Here is an 18,611-nt window from a genome sequence, read left to right on the forward strand (position 1 = left end):
AGTCCAATCTTACCAATGCAGATTCTTTAAATCCTGTCATTTTGTGCTTTACGGTGACTGCTTTTACAGATGGCTTGTACAATTATACAAATCGCAGTCCCATCCCTTTTCTCCTTTTACAATTGTCGAAATTGACGTATTTCTCAGTCCATCCTTCATTTCTAATTTAGGGACCACCTGTCTTAAAAAATGTGAGATAAACATTCCGTGGCTGACAATTAAGATGTTTTTTTCAGGGTGCTTCTTGATTAATTCATCGAAAAATAACTGTCCTCTTTTGATAACAGCTTCTGTCTTTTCAATTCCAAGATCGAGCTCCCGCCACTGTTCTCCCCATTTTTCTAATCTTTCTGCTTCTGTCGTTCCTTCAATTTGTCCGCCGTCCACTTCTTTAAGTCTTTCATCATATTGAATAGGAAGATTTCCAAGCTTTTCAGCTATGTATTCCGCTGTCTGTTTCGCCCTGGCTAATGGACTTGCATAAATCACATCCCATTCTTCAGAACTTAACCTTTCAGCAAGCTTCACCGCTTCGATGATTCCATTTTCGTCAAGTGGAATATCTGAGCTCCCCTGTGCTCTTCTCTCTACATTCCACGCAGTGCGCCCATGGCGGATAATCCCTATTTTCGTCATATTCAGAACCATTCCTTTCAATTAATTTCTATCATTCTCTAATTCTTCCATCTAAGATTATGATACTCTAAAAGAGGGGTGAATACGATGAAAAGAAAACCAATTTATGTTGAAATTTTGGTCCGATCAGACATGGAAAAACTGTGGAGTGCAACACAAACTCCAGACTTGCATTCGAGCTGGGATCTCCGTTTTTCATCCATTACCTATCTTCCGAAAAAAGAAAACGAACCTCAGCACTTTTTATATAAAACCAATATTGGCTTTGGACAAAGCATACACGGATGGGGAAAAAGCGTCGGAACCTTTCAAACTGAGGATGGACCCAGAACTTCATCTCTTCATTTCGGAACAGATCAAAAAATATCCCTGATCAAAGAAGGCAAGGGATACTGGAAGTACATACAAAAACAGGACGCACTCACTTTTCTGACACAATACGATTATAAAGTGAACTTTGGCAGGTTGGGTGCGTTCTTTGATGCCATCATATTCAGGCCATTAATCGGCTGGGCAACTGCTTTAAGTTTTGATGTCCTGAAAAGATGGCTTGAAAAGGGAGAAGCCCCGGCCTCCCAGTATTTTCGCTTTTTTTGTACATGGCTTATTTCCTTTCTTTTCTTTTTTATATGGACTTATCACGGCGCAGTGCCGAAATTATTTTTCCAGCATCCAGAAGAAGTATCTATGACGAAAAACTTGATGCCTATTTCCATGCAGGCTTCCTCCATCGTTACTGCTGTTGGCATAGCAGAGATACTATTCGGACTGCTGTGGCTTTTGCCCTTTAATAAAAGAAGGTTATTTGGCCTGCAGATTATAGTGTTCCCATTTCTTTCCCTATCAGCTGTTTTGGCAGAGCCAGCTAACCTGATTCATCCATTCAGTCCCATTACTTTTAATGCCGCTTTATTCATTCTTTCGATCATAGGATTCTTCCAAAGCAGGGACCTGCCGACAGCCGGCAGCTGCAAAAGAAAGAGATAGGAGATTCAGATGTCTATTTATAGAAGTGTATTAGGTGATCAATTTCAGCGCCTCCATCCGAAGCTTCAAAAAAGGTACGAGTTTCCCTTTACAGCTAAAGGAGTGATGAAAACAATAAACGGCGGACCTAAATGGCTGTACCCCTTCTTTTTAGCAGGAGTCCGCTTTAAACTCCTATTTCCGGAGGATGGGCAAGAGATTCCGTTTGTCATCAGAAATACTCCCCGCACTGGCGCTGACGGGGAAGAACAGGTTCACTGGGAACGGATCTTTTATTTTAAAAAGAAAAAAAGGTATTTCAATGCCTTAATGAGTCTGGATTCTAAAAGGAACTTGATTAAAGATTACCTGGGTGAGCCGAAACTGTTCTATTCAGATTTATCCTTCCATGTGAATGACAGGGGACAATTAAAAATAGAGTCCAGAAGTCAGCGCCTTGTGCTTGGAAAGCTTGAGATACCTATGCCTGAATTGTTTCAGGGACTGGCCTTTGTAACAGAATCCTACGACCAGGACAGGGACGTTTTTTTAATAGAAGTAAAAGTAGTAAACCGTGTTATCGGCACCGTTTTCTCATATGAAGGAGCGTTTACAGCAGATGAAATTTAGCAGCTATGTCATCATTCACAGCATCATCTTCCTTCTATCCGTGCTTTTAAATGAGGGGCCATGGTACTTTTTATTGCTTACGGCAGCACAGCTTGTCTATGTTCCGCTCGTATTGCAGCTCATCATGAAAAAAGGGGATTGGTTTTATAAGATTTATCCCTATGTTTCCATTCCTGCTTATACATCTGTATTTCTCCTGCAAGTAACAGGAGAATCCTCATTTGATGTCTTTTTTGCAGGTGTCTACTTGTTCTTTACGGTTCTTGTCGCGACTTATGGTTGCTCACGTTTTTTAAACCGGGGTTTTATCCAATTTGAAGAATTTGCAGTGGATATGGGTCTATTATCGTTAATGATCGGCGGGGCATGGTTTTTTGCCCATATAGGGGATATTGAAACTGGATTTTCCCCTATCATCAGATGGCTGACAGGCATTCACTTTCACTATTCTTCCTTTTTGCTGCCGGTTTTTGCAGGGTTCTTGGGGAGAATTTCGAAACCTCCAATTTACCGGCTTTCGACTTCCATCCTGATCGTATCGCCAATTATTGTAGCGCTGGGGATTGCCTATTCAGTCTGGCTTGAACTGTTATCCGTCCTTTTATATATTGCGGGGATTTATAGTTTGATCTATCTCTCATTTAAAGTGCCTCTTCAACAGGCGAAATGGCTGATCAGACTGTCCTTTTCAGCTCTTGGGATCACGATTCTTTTTTCTTTGGCTTATGCCCTGGGAAATGGTTGGGGAGTTTTCACCGTATCCATCAACTTCATGCTGAAATTTCATGGCATCCTGAATTGCGGCTTATTTGCTTTATTGGGTGTAATTGGCTGGTCTATTTTCACCCCTTCTTCTGCTGACGGCCCCGCATTTCCCATCAGTAAAGTCAGGGGAAAACGAGCCATTGGCGAGAAAATACTGGATGAGATCGCAGACAGAAACGCTGAATACCAGGGACTGGTAGATAATATGGGCATCTATGAACCTGGTATTTCTTTAAATAGCCTGTCTAAAGAGATTATCAGCTTTTATGAAAATACCAACCAATACCGCCTGTTTGCAGAAGTAAATTGGCACAGGTGGTTCAAACCATTCGCCTTCATCTACCGGTTGTTCAGCGGACAAGTGAAACAAATCAACCTTCCGCTCTCAAGCAAGCAGGCTGAAATGACCGGAAGAATCTACCCGGTAAAAAAAGAACACGATGACAGAGAATCCGTCCGGGCATGGGTTCGGAAAATGAATGGTGACACTGCATTTGTTGCCCTCTACTCTTATCACAGCACAAATGAAAAAACCTATATGAATATTGGGCTTCCTCTTCCCGGTTCAGCGATGATTGGAATACTGGAACTTAAGCAGAGAGGAAGAGACCTTCAGCTTTCAAGCAAAAAAGAGAAGCAGGATTCAGATGCCGGTGTTTATCTGGCTTTCCGGCAAAATCTTTTCAAACTTCCAATTGAAGAAGTTTTTCATGTCAGGGAATCAGCTGGGGGAACGCTGACCGCAGAGCATAACATGTGGATTTTTCGGATTCCCTTTTTAACCATTCATTATTCTATAATGAAAAGACAAAAAAACTCTTTCTAATGAAAGAGTTTTTTTGAACTGAATGATAACGAAGCATTAGCAATAAAAAGAAGACCTGATTCGGTCTTCTTTTTCATTCATCAAGCAATCTCAGATTCTTTCGAATGCACTTTTCTCATAAAGTCGTTTACGTCAGCAGGAACTTTGCGGTCAAGCTTCGAGACGATGTAAACAGACAGGAATCCGATTGGAACGGTAATCAGTCCTGGTACTCTGAACTGAAGGAATTCAGGCAAAGTCTCCGGCAGGAAAATCATGTACATGGAGGAAAGGAGCCCAAGGACAAGTCCCGCAATTGCCCCTTTTTCAGTCATGCCTCTCCACCAGATTCCAAGAATGAAGATAGGTGTAAATGTACTTGCTGCCACCGTAAAGGCGAGTGCAACAAGATGGCCAATCGATGCTTCTTTTACAAGAAGACCAAGCGCACCGTAAAGGACACCTAAAACCAGAATCGAGACTTTACCGGCAATAACACGTTCTTTTTGAGTGATATTTTTCCGTAAGAAAGTTGCATAAAGATCATGTGCCAAAGCACCGGAACTTGCGATAAATAAACCGGACAAGTTCGAGAAGACTGCAGCAAATGCACCTGCGATGACTAGTCCAAGCAGCCATTCTCCGCCAAGAGCCTGTGCAGTAGAAGGAATAACCATATTGTTTCCACCCGCTACAAGATCCTTCATAACTTGTGGATCCGCTGAGCCGCTTAAGAATATAGATCTTCCGACTGCTCCAAGGTAAACCGCGAAGAAAAAGAAAACGCTTGCAATTAAGATCGCCATAAGAGCTGATTTACGTGCGGCCTTTGCACTTGGGTTTGTGTAAAAGCGAAGCAGAATATGCGGAAGACCGATCGTACCCAGCGCAAGCCCGATTGTCATTGAAATGGTCTGCCAGAAGGACGGGAAGTAGTTTCCTGTGCCAATCCAGGTTTGACCATCATGAACAACGTCTTTTCCATCAGGTGCAAACGTTGCTGTTCCGGCAATGCTTCCTGTAAATTCAGTGACAGAAGCTAGGATTCTTTCATAATATAAACCGCCGTAAATCGCCGCTACTACCATCAAAATAAATGCGCCGAGACGAATCCATAATTCCAGCGCCTGATTTAGCGTAGTCCCTTTCATTCCGCCGATTCCAACGTAGAAAATCATGACACTGCAAGTAAAAATAATGCCAAATTCATAACTTGTCCCAAAGAACATACTTAAGATTTGTGCTGCTCCCAACAATTGCGGCGCTGCATAGAAACCTGAAATCGCGAGTACGACAGCAACCGCTGCAAGTCTTGCCCTTTTACTGTGAAAACGGTAGCCAAGAAAATCCGCAACTGTATAAGCGCCAAATCTGCGAAGCGGTCCCGCTACAAAGATTGCAAGGAGAGTCAGTCCGATCGAGAAACAAAATGCGTAATAAGCTCCATCATAGCCAAGCTGAAAAGTCAATCCTGCAATCCCGAGGAAGGTGGCAGCACTCAAGTAATCTCCGCCGATGGCCGATCCATTCGTAAACCAGCCAAAGCTCCGGCCGCCTACAAAAAAGTCAGATGCCGTTGCATTCCGTTTTGATAGATACGTAATGTAGACGATCGTTCCCATCAGGAAAATCGTGAGCAGCATTTTAGGTTCAAACAAAGCAGCCATCAGTTGACACTCCTTCCATTAGAAGGACGAATGGAGCTGTCTGTCATCTGGCTCTTTTTCAATCTCTTCTCATATAACGCAGTATGAATATAAGCAATAATAAAGGCCATTCCCATTGCAACAATTCCTGTAAAGAACCAGGCATACGTCATTCCGCCGTAAAAAGTTGAAAACATAAACTCAGGTGCAAACCAATTCAGGATCGGCATCGCAAAAATAAAGGCAAAATAAAACAAAGTCAGTTTCGAGCCTGTACTAAATTCACTTTTCATCAAATGGCGTGTCTGCTGATCAAGCGGTTCCAGCTCTCGGACATCAACCGTCCCTGCCTCTACATAATCATATTCTTTAAACTCAGCGGCCAAAATCCGTTCCCCCTTTGTTTTTATCTATTTCACTGCATGCTTGTATTTTACAATAGAAGGAAACGGCATACCTTACAATAAATTATCAGAAATGTATAAATATTTAATATATTATCCATTTCATGTATACTAGTACTAGAGACATACTGTAAAGGAACGGGGAATTAAACGTGTACAACGTTACATTCATAGTGGAAGAAACAGCTGAAAAAGAAAAAATGACAACATGGATACAAGAAGAACTAGAGGATACCCTGCATGTGGATGAGAGAAACATAAACACCACACACAAAATAGCTGTAGTAGAAATTAGAAATTTATTTGACTGGGTCAAAATTCACCGTCTGCAAAAAAAACACCATGACTGCATCATCTTCCCGCTTCTAGACCCATCTATGCTGAAAACATCTCCAATTGCCATCGAACTGCAGCTGCAGACCATGCTAGTGAAGCCCGTCAAAAAACATACCTTCATCAAGAGTTTAAGAAAAGTCATCACGTCAAATAAAAATGAAAGCGCAGTCATCGCAAACTATGGTTCAATGGTTCAGCAGCTTGAACAGGAAAGGACAGACGCACGCCTTCTACCTTTTCAAGAAGCTTTTCTTCGGAGACTGCTCCGGGCCGAAGTGAAATCAGAAGAAGAGCTGTTTGCAGCACGTTCCTATCTTTCTGATGAAACAGTTCCAAACGCGGTTTGCTTCATACAGGGATTTATTCACAATCAAAGCAGGGAAAAAGCAGAATCAGCGCCTCTTCTCATTCAGTCTGTCTTTAATCAGCTCTTTTCACAAGTGAATCAGCAGCCGTCTTTTCTCGCTTACAAAAAACATTTGCTCATGCTTATCCAGGTTCCGCACGGCTTATCTTCCATCAGAAATTGGCAGGAAGGCGAAAGCAACTTGCTACAGGCGATTGAGGTTCTGAAAAATAAACATGGCATTCATTTATACATAGGAGTCGGTTCCATTTACAGAGAGCCCCTGCTTTTATCCCATTCGTACCGAGAAGCACGCAAAGCAAGGCGCACCCCTCATTACAACCGGCTCTCGCTCCGATATTTTGAAGAAATAACCACTAATCCGCAAATCAATACGTGCACAAGCTATATTGCTCTTAACTTCCATAAAGAACTGACGACGAAAATCGTCGCTGACCAAATCAACATCAGCGTTCCATATTTCTGCAAACTCTTCAAAAAAGAAACCGGCCGCAGCTTTGTTGAATATGTCACTTTCGTCAGACTTCAACGCGCCGTCTGGATGCTCAGGCATACCGATCAAACAATTGAGCAAATTGCAGACGAACTCGGCTTTAATACCCCGAACTATTTCAGCACCACCTTCAAAAAATACGTAAGCATTACCCCGAGTGAATATCGGCTGACGGATGAGATTCTGTTTGTATAGAGAAAAGCGGAGCCGACTGTTCAGACCCGAAAGACAAATAAGGATCCGGCTGAAAAGGCGCTTTTTGCCTTTACAGACGGATCCGTTTTGGCCGAGGGGCTAGGAGGCGGAGCTGGACAACAAGAAAAGCGGAGCCGACTGTTCACAGGCCTAGGAGAAAATCCCGAATTGATGGGGTTTCCAATTTAATTGGAGGGGTTTTGGAATTAATTCATGGGGTTTTAAAATTAATTCGTGGGGTTTCCGAATTAATTGGAGAATTTTGTTCTTGCCTAGGAGTTGTACTGTGGAGCTGAAAAGGAAAAAGGAGGACACTTCCAACAATGACGCCACTTCTCAGGATTCAGATCGTTACTTGTGGCACCACTTCCAACAATAACACGACTTCTCAAGATCTGGACCGTCATTTGTGGCAGCACTATTGCTGGTGATACTATGAATTACAGAAAAAAGCAGGCAGAAAAAACAAACGTTTTTCCTGTCTGCTTCATTTAAAAACTTACCTTTTCTCAAGCATTCACATAATGATTCTGCACAAATTCCCCATACTTTTTGCTGCTTTTAAGCCTTAGTTTGATCTTAGAATTCCTGGTCTTAAACAGCGGGATGCCGTCGCCTAAAATAATCGGGGCAGTCGTGATGATGTACTCATCGACCAAGTTTTTTTTCATAAAACCGTCCAATAACTCTGATCCCCCAACAAGCCAGATATCCCTGCCTTGCTGTAATTTTAATTTTTCAGCAAGCGCTGCAGGGTCTTCCGTTGTGAAATGCAGATCTGAACTCGTGCTGATTTCTTTTCTTGTAAATATATAGCTTGTTTTTCCTTCATACGGATACTGATTATTAGTTAAAAGTAGAACATGGTCATACGTTTTTTTTCCCATCACGACCGTATCTATGGATTCTATAAATTCACTATAGCCATTGTCCCCAGCACCCTCGACCTCATCAAGCCAGCTGATATCCCCATCCAGACGGGCTATATATCCATCAAGGCTAATTGCAATAAATAAAACGATCTTTCTGCTCATATTCATGTCTCCTTTAGTAGAAATGTTTGACTTTGGCTTTTATGTTAACAGATAATGACGACAGAAATAGTCATGATCAGGAAGGAAAAAACATGTCAAAATTTCAGCGATTATTCAGCATCCTGTTTTATATCAACCGGAACAGAAAAGTAACGGCAGGCGAATTGTCTAATGAGTTTGGAGTATCTGTCCGAACGATCCAGCGTGACTTAGCCGAGCTTGAAGAATGGGGCTTGCCTCTATATAGTGAACAGGGACCTCACGGGGGATACACTGTTTTGAAAAATAATATCCTTCCTCCGCTCTTCTTCACTGAAGAAGAGGGACTTGCCCTGTATTTTTCATACGAGTACCTTATGCACTACCAGACCCTGCCCTTTCAAACGGAAATTAAGGCCGCTTCCGATAAACTTTACTTATCATTCAATGAAACAATCAAAAAGAAAATAGATGAAATAAAAAATCACATTTCCTTTTTAGCGCATCCCCAGAAAATTCATGCCCCTTTATTAAATGACATTCTGGGGAGCGCAGTCAGCCAGTCGCAAATCGAAATAGAGTATGAGGGAAAGAAAGGGAAAGCTATTCGCAGCATTTTTCCTTATGGCATTTATGCATCTAATGGATTATGGTATTGTCCAGCCTATGACTACAGCTCTCAGGATCACCGATTATTCAGAGTCGACCGAATCTGCAGCGTGAAGGTAATAGGTGCAGACGAATCTATAAAAATGAACCTATTTGGATGGCTTTCTAAAATGGAACAACGGGATCAAATTCCTTTAAAAGTCCAATTGACGAAAAATGGAGTGAGGGAATGCAAGAGCCTGCCATACCTTGCAGATTATATAACTCAGCATCATGATGGCACAGGGACAATTTCTGCCAAAATTCCAATTGATGAAATCAGCTTTATGGCCAGGCACTTTTATTTGCTTGGAGGAGACGCTATCGTTGAAGAACCGCAGGAACTGATTGAGAGTATCTTATCGCATGCCAAAGCTATTCAGGATCAGTATAAGAACTAAAAAAATTCCCCTATGCGGGGAATTTTCATTTCAGTTTAATCTTCACTTCACGGTTTGGCGCCTTCTCGTTTTTCACCGGCGGAAGTCCATATCCATACCCGGTTGCCGCCTGTTTTACAGTGTTCGTCACACTGTGAATGACCTCTCCCATATCCTGTGCAGATTCAAGCAATGGTTCTACCGTTTTCATTTTGCTTTTTACATCAACAGTGATTTGATTGGCAGAGTGAATCAGATCCTCAGCCTCTCCCGACAAATCATGAACAGCCTTTCTTACTTCAACAAGGGTCTCATTTGTTTCTTCCAGGGTAACCATTCCGCGTCTTAGCGTTTGGATCAAATACCCTACAAGGCAAATAAAAGCTAACGCAGCTCCGACAGCACTTAGTTCGATTAACATGTTCCACCTCCGCGGCCGATTATGTACAAGACAGGCTGTACATTGATAAATTATATGATTCGGCCGCGAAGAGTAGAAGCTTATAGTTTCAGCATTTCTCCTTTTCGGAGCACCGGTGCTTCTGCACGAACGGTTTCGGGATATTTTATTCCCTGACCTGTATTCAGGCAGACCACGGTTTCATTTTCCTTAATCCAGTTTCTTTCTCTTAAGAGACGGGCCGCAGCAAAAGTAGCCGCTCCCTCCGGACAAATAAAACAGCCTTCTAATTCAGCAATTTGTGACTGCTCAGCATGAATCTCTGTTTCAGAAACAGCAATGGCACAGCCATTCGTCTCATAAATCCCCTGAAGAACAAGAAAATCACCGATTGCTTTCGGCACATTGATGCCAAACGCATCCGTCTCTGAATTTTCCCAGAATTCTGATTCCATTTTCCCTTCTTCAAATGCTTTTACAATCGGTGCGCACCCTTCCGCCTGAACAGCAACCAGGCGGGGAAGCTTGTCCTTGCTGATCCAGCCAAGCTCCTGCAATTCCAGAAGAGCTTTATAGATTCCGATTATGCCCACACCCCCGCCAGTCGGGTACAAAATGACATCAGGCACGGTCCAGTTCAGCTGCTCCGCAATTTCATACCCCATCGTCTTTTTCCCTTCAATGCGGTATGGCTCTTTTAGCGTGGATGCATCATAAAAACCTTCTTCGCTGACAAGCTGCGCTACAACTTTTCCTGCATCGCTGATCAATCCGTCAATCAAATGCAAATTCGCACCGGAAATCGCCGTTTCTTTTCTAGTAATAAGCGGCGCATCCAATGGCATGATTATATACGGCTCCAACCCCGCTCTTGCTGCATAAAGTGACCACGCGGCACCTGCATTGCCGTTTGTCGGCATCGCAAATGTTTTCACACCCAGCTCCTTCGCTTTCGATATGCCGACAGCAGCGCCCCGCGCTTTAAAAGAACCAGTTGGAATCAGACCTTCATCTTTCATAAGAAGATGCCCAATACCTAATTTTCTGCCGATTCTGTCCATCTTAAGGAGCGGCGTCATGCCCTCTCCCATTGATACAATATTGTCCGGATTTTCTACCGGAAGCAGCTCATGATATTTCCAAAGGCTGTTTTCTCTGTTACTTACCTCTTCTTTCGTCAACACCGATTTCACTAGATCCAAATGATAGTTTACCAATAACGGCGATCCGCACGTGCAAAGCTGCTGAATCGTGTCCGCTGAATACTCCGTACCGCATTTCGGGCAGCTTAAATGTGACAGATAACTATAATTCATGAAAAAATCCCTCCATAATAGAAAAGGCCCCTAACAAATAAACGTTAAGGGCCTTCGGTTTTTCCGATCAGCTTATGTATAGAAAGATAGCGTATCTTTTTTGAATAGTCAAACTAAAAGGAGGATAACACTATTCCCTCTGATAACAAATTCGAACGGTTTTGGAGACTATCAGAAAGCAGACTGTAGGCTGCTATTTTCTTTTTGAACCGTTTTACTACATAAACGCGATCTTTGTAACTGTATATAAAGATTCTAACATCCTTTTTTCCTCTTTTAGTATCAATGATAATTGGAGTCCCGCCGTTCTCCGGATGTAAAAATAAATTCTCGCTCCCTGGATAAATATAATATTTTTTTAAAAATACTGCTTCGTTAAAATCATTAATTACTTGTATTTTGCCTTCACCTTTCAAGGATTTCCCATCAATGGTTACTTTAGAATTTGAGTCACTGAGTTTTGAATGAATCTCAAATTTGCTGATAAGCCAATCGACACTAAAAGTTGGAAGACAGGTCATTACTATTTTTATAGCACTCATTAGAATTAAAGAAATTATTACTGCCAAAGTCATATTTTCATCACCTTTACTTTAATAACTTATCTATTCCATCCTAGGGTTCCGACAATATTATACAATTAAGAACACATGTAATAACCGTCCAATTTGGATTAATTTTGACCATCCATTTGATAGTTGTCTTTCGAAATGAATCCCCTGCAAAAAAAACGATCCCCAAATGGAATCGTCCTTAACTCTATCAAGCTCTTAACTTATTATGCGCATGCGCAGGCAGCTTCGCCAAGGCCTGCTCAAAATCTTTGATCAAGTCGTCGGCGTCTTCAAGGCCGACGCTGATGCGCAGCAGTCCATCGGTGATCCCGCGTCGCTCCCGCTCTTCTTTTGGCATAGCGGCATGCGACATTCTTGCCGGGTATGAAAGAATGGATTCTACTGCGCCGAGGCTGACGGCGAATACTGGGAGCTCCACATTTTTGACAAGTGTGCGGACCGCATCTTCATCAGCCAGTGTGAACGATAACACGGCACCAGGTCCATCCGCCTGGTAGCGCTGAATGGAGTGCCCTGGATGGAACGTTAGTCCAGGATAATACACGTGACGGACAGCTTTATGCTTCGACAAGTATTCTGCGAGCTTCCGGGCAGATGCGGATGATTGCTGAAGTCTGACGTTCAGTGTTTTAATGCCGCGGAGGACAAGCCAGCTGTCCTGTACCCCGAGTACCGCACCGAACGCATTTTGCAGTTTTCCAACCTGTGCAGCGAGCTCAGCGTCCTTTACTACTGCAAGACCGGCAAGGACGTCACTGTGCCCGGCCAAAAACTTGGTTGCACTGTGAAGCACGATATCGACTCCAAGCTCGAGCGGACGCTGCAGAACAGGTGTTAAAAATGTATTGTCTAAAAAGGTTAAACAGTTATTTGCTTTTGCAAGTTTCGTAATGCCCTGGATGTCGGTAATTTTCAAAAGCGGATTAGAAGGTGTCTCGACATAGATTACCTTTGTATTCGGCTTAATGTGCGATGCCACTTCGTGCAAATCAGTCATGTCGACAAAGCTGTATTCAATGCCGAATCTGCTCAATACATCTGTGATGATCCGGTATGTTCCGCCGTATACATCTTCCGTGATTAAAACGTGGTCGCCTTTAGACAACAATAAAAAACAGGTTGAAATAGCCGCCATTCCAGAAGCAAAGGCAAATCCTTTTGTACCGCCTTCAAGTTCAGCAATGGTTTCTTCTAATGCCTCGCGCGTCGGGTTTCCGGATCTGCTGTAATCAAATTTGCCGTAGTCATCAAAGTCAAATTGGTGAAAAGTAGAGGAATGATGGATCGGTACGCTTACCGCTCCTGTTTCTTTTTGCACCTTTTGACGATTGTGGAGCAGTTTCGTCTCGAATTTCCAATCACCGTTGCTCAACTTTCTCCGCCTCCTTCATCAGTTCAAATGCCTGTGTTAAGTCCAGTTCCAAATCTCCTGCGAATTCAATGCCGACAGAAAAACGCAAAAGCCTGTTGCACACGCCGTTTGCCGCGCGAATCTCTTCAGGAATATCCATATGTGTCTGTGTTGCCGGATATGTGATAAAGCTTTCCACTCCGCCTAAGCTCTCTGCAAATGTAATCGTCTTTAAGGCTTTTAAAAATGGATTCACCCATTCTTCCTTCTGCAGCCTGAATGAAAGCATTCCGCCTTTGCCCGGATAAAGCACATCTGTCACCTCAGACTGATTTTCAAGAAATGCTGCAAGCTGGCCCGCATTTCTCTCATGCTGGTTCATCCGCAGTGCCAGGGTTTTCATGCCACGGATCAAGAGCCAGGAATCAAAAGGAGAAAGCACCCCTCCGATTGCGTTGTGATGCTGGGCAAGCTCTTCACACAGCTCCGTTCCCTTCGCAACAACCAAACCGGCAAGCACATCATTGTGACCCCCTAAATATTTGGTGGCACTATGAATCACGATGTCAGCTCCGTCTAAAATCGGTGTTTGCAGAATCGGTGTATAAAACGTGTTGTCGACAATCAGCAGCAAATGGTTTTCGCGGGCTATTTTAGCAATCTTGCTGATCTCTGTTTCCTGCATCAAAGGATTTGTCGGGGTCTCAAGAAAAATGGCCTTTGTGCGTTCATTGATCAGCTGCTGCGTACAGTCCTCGTCTTTAAAATCGGCGTAGTGAAAAACAAGGCCATATTTTCTCCATTCCCGTTCAAATAATCGGTAAGTACCTCCGTACAAATCAGAGGATACAATGAGCTCGTCTCCGCTTTTAAATAATGCCATAAGCGTCTGAATTGCTGCCATCCCTGAACTGAAGGCATAGCCCTGATCCCCATGCTCAAGCTCTGCAATGGCCTTTTCAAGAATCTGCCGCGTCGGGTTTCCAGTGCGGACGTAATCAAATCCAGTAGACTCCCCTATACCATTGTGCCTGTATGCTGTAGAAAAATAGACGGGCGGATTCACGGTTCCCGTTGCGTTTTCACTTCGATTTCCAATTTGAGCTAAGATTGTTTCAATGCGTTCTGACATTTCCAACACCGTCCCATAATAGTTTCTGCAAGTTTTTCTCCATTTGTGTGTTTAAACCTAATAACTGCCATTCCATCTAATCCAGCAAGAAGGCTGCATTCCAATAATATAAAAATAAAAAACGTCTTCCTCATTTAAGAAGAAGACGTTGATACCCGAATGATTGCTTCTCCTTATCTCCCAAGCTTATTACCTGCGCTTGCTGGATTTAGCACCTTGGTTCGAACAGAAAGATTCCCCGTTCTTTTCCGGTTGCTGAGATTTCACAGGGCCAGAACCCTCCATCTCTCTGGATAAGAATAAATAGTATGAACTTTTTGAATTGATTGTTTTTATAACCATAACTCACTTTTTACCGAAATGCAAGAAGTTTTCTTCAAAAATACTTACCCCTTTACTGAACCTGCTGTCATACCTGCAATGAAATATTTCTGCAAAAAGATGTAGGCGATAATCAGCGGTGCAGAGGCAATCATGACACCAGTAAAGAGCATCGGATAGTTAGTCATATATTCTCCCTGAAACTCAAGCAGGGCGAGCGGCAGGGTTTTGTACTCATCTTTTGTGATAAAGAGCAAGGGATACAGGAGATCATTCCAGTGCATAACGAAAAGAAAAATCGCTGTTGCCGAAAGCGACGGCAAGGATAGCGGCAGGGCAATCTTTTTGTACATCAGCCAGTTTCCGGCACCGTCGATTGAACCTGCTTCAAACAGAGACTTCGGAAGTGTTTTCATGAATCCAGTCAAAATAAAGACGGCAACAGGAAGCGTTGCAGCTATGTTGACCACAATTAATCCAATAAGACTATTTGTAAGCTTCAGCTGAAAGATTAATTGATAAAGAGGGATCATATTGACCTGTGCTGGAATCATCATGCCAAGGGTGAAAAGGCCGAAAATGATGGCTCCCGCTAAACCGCCCATTCTTGTGATGGAAAAAGCGATTAAACTGGCAAAAAACAAGGTTAAAAACACTGAAATCAATGTAACGATGGAACTGTTTTGAAAATAAAGCCCCATTGACTGATCCCTGAAAATCGATATGTAATTAGAAATGGAGAATTGTTCCGGAAGCCCAAGAACATTTTCATACATCTCTGAAATGGTTTTAAACGTGGTTAAAAAAATCGCAAAAATCGGAATGATGATAATGGCCGCATACACAAGTATCAAACCGTATTTTGTTCCCTTCATCTATGGCCCCTCCTTAATAATCAACGCGATTTGCACGCAGTGTTTTAAACTGGACAAAGGTAATTACAGCTATGACAAGCATGAAAATTACGGACTCAGCAGAAGCATAACCAAATTTGAAGCTTCTGAATGCGGTTGTATAAATCAGCGTAGCGATGATTTCGGTCGAATAGTTCGGACCGCCCCGTGTCATCGCAAAAATAAGATCGAATGCTTTGAAGGATTGAATGGTTGTATACGCAACAACAATCGTTGCAGCAGGTGCAATAAGCGGCCACGTTACTTTTCTGAACGTCTGCAGGCGGCTTGCCCCTTCAATTTTTGCCACTTCGTACAGATCAGCCGGAATGCTTTGCAGTCCAGCAATAAAGATAATAATCATTTGACCTGTGTGAAACCATACTTGCACAACTGCAATGGAAAAGATGGCAATCTTCTCATCACCCAGCCAGTTTTGGGCAAGAAAATCCAATTGCAGCCCTGTCAGAATGGTTTTCAGTAAACCAAGGTTGGGATCATAAATGAATGACCAGATAAAGGCTACAGAGACAGATGATAAGATGGTCGGAAAGAAAAAGAGCGCTCTGAAAAAGACATTCTGCTTTGTATTTTTAATAAGAAATAGAGCAAACACAAGTGAAAACAGAGTTTGAAAAATAACGACAAACAGCATAAACTTCACGTTATTCACGAGAGCTTTTACAAAAATAGAATCATTCGTTGCTAAATTGATATAGTTCTCAACTGCAACAAAATCAAATTCAGGAGAAATGCCGTCCCAGTTTGTAAAAGAGTAAAAGAAAGCACTGAGCGTCGGATAAATGAAAAAGATGGAATACACAAGCACTCCAGGAATCAGGAAGAGAATGAGTGATTTATTATGTTTCAGCACCTGAGATGGTCTCCTTTCATGATGAGAAGAAGAGGGGTACCCCCCTCTTCTTCAGCTTACTTGCTTAAATTTTGATCCACAATTTTTTGAGCTTCGGCTGCCGCTTTTTCAGGCTCTGTTCCGCCAATAACTGCTTGAATTGAGGCAATGACTGCTTTTTCCACATCTGCGTTCGGGATCAGGAAGCGCGGCTGAAATCTCGTATTCTTCTCCATCCATACAGCTGTTTCTTTTAACTCTTCAGATTCGTAAGCAACATCATTGAGAGTGACATGCTGCCCGGTTTTATTTGCGTAATCCTCAGCATTCTCTTTTTCTGTCAAGAAGCTGATGAATTTCTTGGCAGCTTCCTGCTTTTCTGATTTGCTGTTGACTGCCAGCATGAAGGTTGTTGTGTGTACACCTTCATACTTGGCTTCACTTTCGGCTACTGTGATTGGTGCAAGAAGCTGAAGCTTAATATCCGGATTTTGCTGTTTAATGCCCGCCATTGCATACGAGCCGCTTGCAAGCATTGCTGCTTTTTCCTGAGCCATTAACGCAATCGCCCCGTCATGCTTTGTTCCAAGAGCCTCCTTGGTTATGTAGCCTTTATCAACAAGCTCCTTAAATTGAGACAGGGTTTTGACCCACCATTCATCAGTAAGCTTTGCATCGCCAGCCATAAGTTTTGTGAAAATTTCTTCGTCAGGAGCGTTATTCATCATCATGGTGTTCATTAATTGGCCAGGGCCAATGTCTGCTCCAGGGAAAGCGATTGGAATGTAGCCATTTTTCTTCAGCTCTTCACATAAGGCCAAAAACCCTTCCCAGTCTTTCGCCGGCTGAAGTCCGAGCTTTTCAAAGATCCCTTTATTATAGACAGGCTGGTTGTAAACAAGCTGAAGCGGAACCGCAAGCTGTTTTCCATCTGCCTTTCCTGCTTCAATCAGATTTTCACTGAATTTTCCTACAAACTCTTCATTTGATATATCAGCAAACAGTCCTGCTTTTTTAATAATTTCAAATTGAGAACCCGGAAACGAAGTAAAGATATCTCCTGTTGATCCATCTCTTAAAATTGTTTGAGCAGTAGATTGATATTCTTCCGAAGGATAAATCGTCATGTCGACTTTAATCTTCGGATTTTCTTTTTCGAATTTGCTGATCAGCTCTTTAAACACTTCTGCATCTTCCCCGCGCCAATGAATGAAGCTGATTTCCGTCACTCCGTCCTTGCCGCCTCCGCTTGTTTCATTGGATGAGCATCCCATTAATGCGAGGGCTAAAACAAGTCCGATTACGATGTAACTGCTAAGCTTTTTTTTCATTTGAAACCTCCTGTGTATGTTGTTTTAGCGGCAGCTTTGGAAACAGCAGCTCTGCTGTACGATATGCTTCTTCTAGATGCGGATAGCCTGACATTATGAATGTATCAACGCCTGCTTCTGCGTATTTTTTCATGTTTTCTGCCACACTGTCCGCATCTCCAACAAGCGCTGTTCCCGCGCCCTCCCTGGCAAGTCCGATTCCTGCCCACAGTCCAGGGGCAATTTCAAGGGCATTCCTGTTGTCGACTGATAAATCTGTCATTCGTCTTTGTGCAACAGAGTCAAAGCGTGCGAATTTCTTTTTTTGTTCCTCAATTACTTTGTCGTCCACATGTTGAATGAGCCCATCTGCAGCCTGCCAAGCCTCTTCTGCCGTTTCTCTGACAATCACGTGAAGCCTGATGCCAAATTTGACTTCCCGTCCTTTTTTCCGTGCAATTTCCCGCACTTTGGCAATTCTTTCTTTCACGATCTCCACAGGCTCTCCCCACGTTAAATAATAATCAACATGTTCAGCTGCTACCTCGTGAGCAGCCGGGGATGTTCCTCCCAAGTAAAGCGGAGGATAGGGCTTTTGAATCGGCGGCTGATGAATCCCGCCTCCGGCAATATCAAAGTACTTGCCTTTGAAATCAACGGACTCCTCTGCAAACAGTCTTCTCCACACTGTTAAAAATTCATTGCTCATTTCGTACCTTTGATTGTGCTCGAGATGAAGACCGTCGCCTGCAAGCTCAACAGGGTCTCCTCCCTGTACAATATTAAGAAGGAGTCTTCCGCCAGACATGCGGTCAAATGTAGAAGCCATTCTCGCAGCAATTGTCGGCGAAACAAAACCTGGACGAAGCGCAATCAAAAATTTCATTCTTTTCGTTATGGGTATCAGGCTTGACGCGATGACCCATGAATCTTCACATGCTTTCCCTGTAGGCAGCAGGGCACCGCTGAACCCCAGCGTATCGACTGCTTTTGCCACCTGCTGCAAATACTCGGGGGTGACCTCCCTTTTGCCTTTATCTGTTCCCAAATATCTGCTGTCTCCTGCTGTGGGTAAAAACCAGAATACTTCCATGATCATCCTCCTAATTTTTTAAAGCAAAAGCGTCTTGATCATAGGCACTTCAGCTATAAATAAATAAAAGCTCCCACCCTAAA

Annotated in this window: 18 protein-coding genes and 1 riboswitch; of the genes, 5 read left to right on the top strand and 13 right to left on the bottom strand. The window is 43.0% G+C overall.

What is annotated here, in order from left to right:
* Positions 1 to 63 precede the first annotated feature (63 nt).
* Entirely contained in the window at positions 64 to 636 is a 573-nt protein-coding gene (locus E2R53_RS11200) for a histidine phosphatase family protein (RefSeq protein ID WP_133311835.1), read from the bottom strand.
* Positions 637 to 723: 87 nt separating this feature from the next.
* Between E2R53_RS11200 and E2R53_RS11205 the strand changes: the two genes are divergently transcribed.
* Genes E2R53_RS11205 through E2R53_RS11215 form a run of 3 tightly spaced genes read left to right on the top strand, consistent with a single transcriptional unit; the run spans position 724 to position 3,823 of the window.
* A complete protein-coding gene (locus E2R53_RS11205) occupies positions 724 to 1,623 on the top strand; it encodes a DoxX-like family protein (RefSeq protein ID WP_133311836.1) in 900 nt (299 codons plus the stop codon).
* 9 nt (positions 1,624 to 1,632) lie between these two features.
* Positions 1,633 to 2,232, top strand: coding sequence for a DUF4166 domain-containing protein (locus E2R53_RS11210; protein ID WP_133311837.1), 600 nt, complete (start codon positions 1,633 to 1,635; stop codon positions 2,230 to 2,232).
* Positions 2,222 to 3,823 carry a YndJ family protein gene (locus tag E2R53_RS11215; protein ID WP_165970959.1) on the top strand — a complete coding sequence of 534 codons (1,602 nt, stop codon included), beginning with the start codon at positions 2,222 to 2,224 and terminating at the stop codon, positions 3,821 to 3,823. The genes E2R53_RS11210 and E2R53_RS11215 overlap by 11 nt, the downstream gene beginning before the upstream one ends.
* An 80-nt stretch (positions 3,824 to 3,903) precedes the next feature.
* Here E2R53_RS11215 and E2R53_RS11220 read toward each other — a convergent pair whose 3' ends face one another.
* Both E2R53_RS11220 and E2R53_RS11225 read right to left on the bottom strand, forming a co-directional pair.
* Positions 3,904 to 5,472, bottom strand: a complete 1,569-nt coding sequence (locus E2R53_RS11220) for a cation acetate symporter (protein ID WP_133311839.1) — start codon at positions 5,470 to 5,472, stop codon at positions 3,904 to 3,906.
* Entirely contained in the window at positions 5,469 to 5,834 is a 366-nt protein-coding gene (locus E2R53_RS11225; RefSeq protein WP_133311840.1) for a hypothetical protein, read from the bottom strand. The genes E2R53_RS11220 and E2R53_RS11225 overlap by 4 nt, the downstream gene beginning before the upstream one ends.
* A gap of 170 nt (positions 5,835 to 6,004) precedes the next feature.
* Between E2R53_RS11225 and E2R53_RS11230 the strand changes: the two genes are divergently transcribed.
* Positions 6,005 to 7,243, top strand: coding sequence for a helix-turn-helix domain-containing protein (locus E2R53_RS11230; protein WP_133311841.1), 1,239 nt, complete (start codon positions 6,005 to 6,007; stop codon positions 7,241 to 7,243).
* A 509-nt stretch (positions 7,244 to 7,752) separates the two neighbouring features.
* On the opposite strand, the gene E2R53_RS11235 is transcribed toward E2R53_RS11230, so the two are convergent.
* Positions 7,753 to 8,277 carry a dihydrofolate reductase family protein gene (locus tag E2R53_RS11235; protein WP_133311842.1) on the bottom strand — a complete coding sequence of 175 codons (525 nt, stop codon included), beginning with the start codon at positions 8,275 to 8,277 and terminating at the stop codon, positions 7,753 to 7,755.
* A gap of 92 nt (positions 8,278 to 8,369) precedes the next feature.
* Here E2R53_RS11235 and E2R53_RS11240 point away from each other — a divergent pair, with 92 nt between their 5' ends.
* On the top strand, positions 8,370 to 9,305 hold the full coding sequence (locus E2R53_RS11240; RefSeq protein ID WP_165970960.1) for a helix-turn-helix transcriptional regulator: 936 nt from the start codon (positions 8,370 to 8,372) through the stop codon (positions 9,303 to 9,305).
* A 25-nt stretch (positions 9,306 to 9,330) separates the two neighbouring features.
* Here E2R53_RS11240 and E2R53_RS11245 read toward each other — a convergent pair whose 3' ends face one another.
* The 9 genes from E2R53_RS11245 to ssuD form a co-directional block, all read right to left on the bottom strand.
* The gene (locus E2R53_RS11245; protein WP_070878355.1) at positions 9,331 to 9,705 is read right to left on the bottom strand and encodes a DUF948 domain-containing protein; all 375 of its coding nucleotides are present in this window, start codon (positions 9,703 to 9,705) and stop codon (positions 9,331 to 9,333) included.
* Positions 9,706 to 9,785: 80 nt separating this feature from the next.
* Positions 9,786 to 11,000 carry a threonine synthase gene (locus tag E2R53_RS11250; RefSeq protein ID WP_133311844.1) on the bottom strand — a complete coding sequence of 405 codons (1,215 nt, stop codon included), beginning with the start codon at positions 10,998 to 11,000 and terminating at the stop codon, positions 9,786 to 9,788.
* 113 nt (positions 11,001 to 11,113) lie between these two features.
* On the bottom strand, positions 11,114 to 11,575 hold the full coding sequence (locus E2R53_RS11255) for a YfmQ family protein (RefSeq protein WP_133311845.1): 462 nt from the start codon (positions 11,573 to 11,575) through the stop codon (positions 11,114 to 11,116).
* A 187-nt stretch (positions 11,576 to 11,762) separates the two neighbouring features.
* Positions 11,763 to 12,947: a cystathionine beta-lyase gene (gene metC, locus E2R53_RS11260; protein ID WP_070878349.1), complete on the bottom strand. Its 1,185-nt coding sequence runs from the start codon at positions 12,945 to 12,947 to the stop codon at positions 11,763 to 11,765.
* The gene (locus tag E2R53_RS11265; RefSeq protein ID WP_133311846.1) at positions 12,934 to 14,058 is read right to left on the bottom strand and encodes a methionine biosynthesis PLP-dependent protein; all 1,125 of its coding nucleotides are present in this window, start codon (positions 14,056 to 14,058) and stop codon (positions 12,934 to 12,936) included. The genes metC and E2R53_RS11265 overlap by 14 nt, the downstream gene beginning before the upstream one ends.
* 170 nt (positions 14,059 to 14,228) lie before the next feature.
* A riboswitch (SAM riboswitch) is annotated at positions 14,229 to 14,358 on the bottom strand.
* 86 nt (positions 14,359 to 14,444) lie between these two features.
* Positions 14,445 to 15,254: a carbohydrate ABC transporter permease gene (locus tag E2R53_RS11270; RefSeq protein WP_133311847.1), complete on the bottom strand. Its 810-nt coding sequence runs from the start codon at positions 15,252 to 15,254 to the stop codon at positions 14,445 to 14,447.
* Positions 15,255 to 15,267: 13 nt separating this feature from the next.
* Entirely contained in the window at positions 15,268 to 16,143 is an 876-nt protein-coding gene (locus tag E2R53_RS11275; protein ID WP_133312262.1) for a carbohydrate ABC transporter permease, read from the bottom strand.
* Positions 16,144 to 16,202: 59 nt separating this feature from the next.
* Positions 16,203 to 17,456: an ABC transporter substrate-binding protein gene (locus E2R53_RS11280; RefSeq protein ID WP_133311848.1), complete on the bottom strand. Its 1,254-nt coding sequence runs from the start codon at positions 17,454 to 17,456 to the stop codon at positions 16,203 to 16,205.
* Positions 17,440 to 18,528 (bottom strand): FMNH2-dependent alkanesulfonate monooxygenase, encoded by a 1,089-nt coding sequence (gene ssuD, locus E2R53_RS11285; RefSeq protein ID WP_133311849.1) that lies wholly within the window; start codon positions 18,526 to 18,528, stop codon positions 17,440 to 17,442. Before ssuD ends, E2R53_RS11280 begins: the two co-directional genes overlap by 17 nt.
* Between the last annotated feature and the right edge of the window lie 83 nt (positions 18,529 to 18,611).

The organism is Peribacillus frigoritolerans, assembly GCF_004358755.1.
Lineage (GTDB): Bacteria > Bacillota > Bacilli > Bacillales > Bacillaceae > Bacillus_P.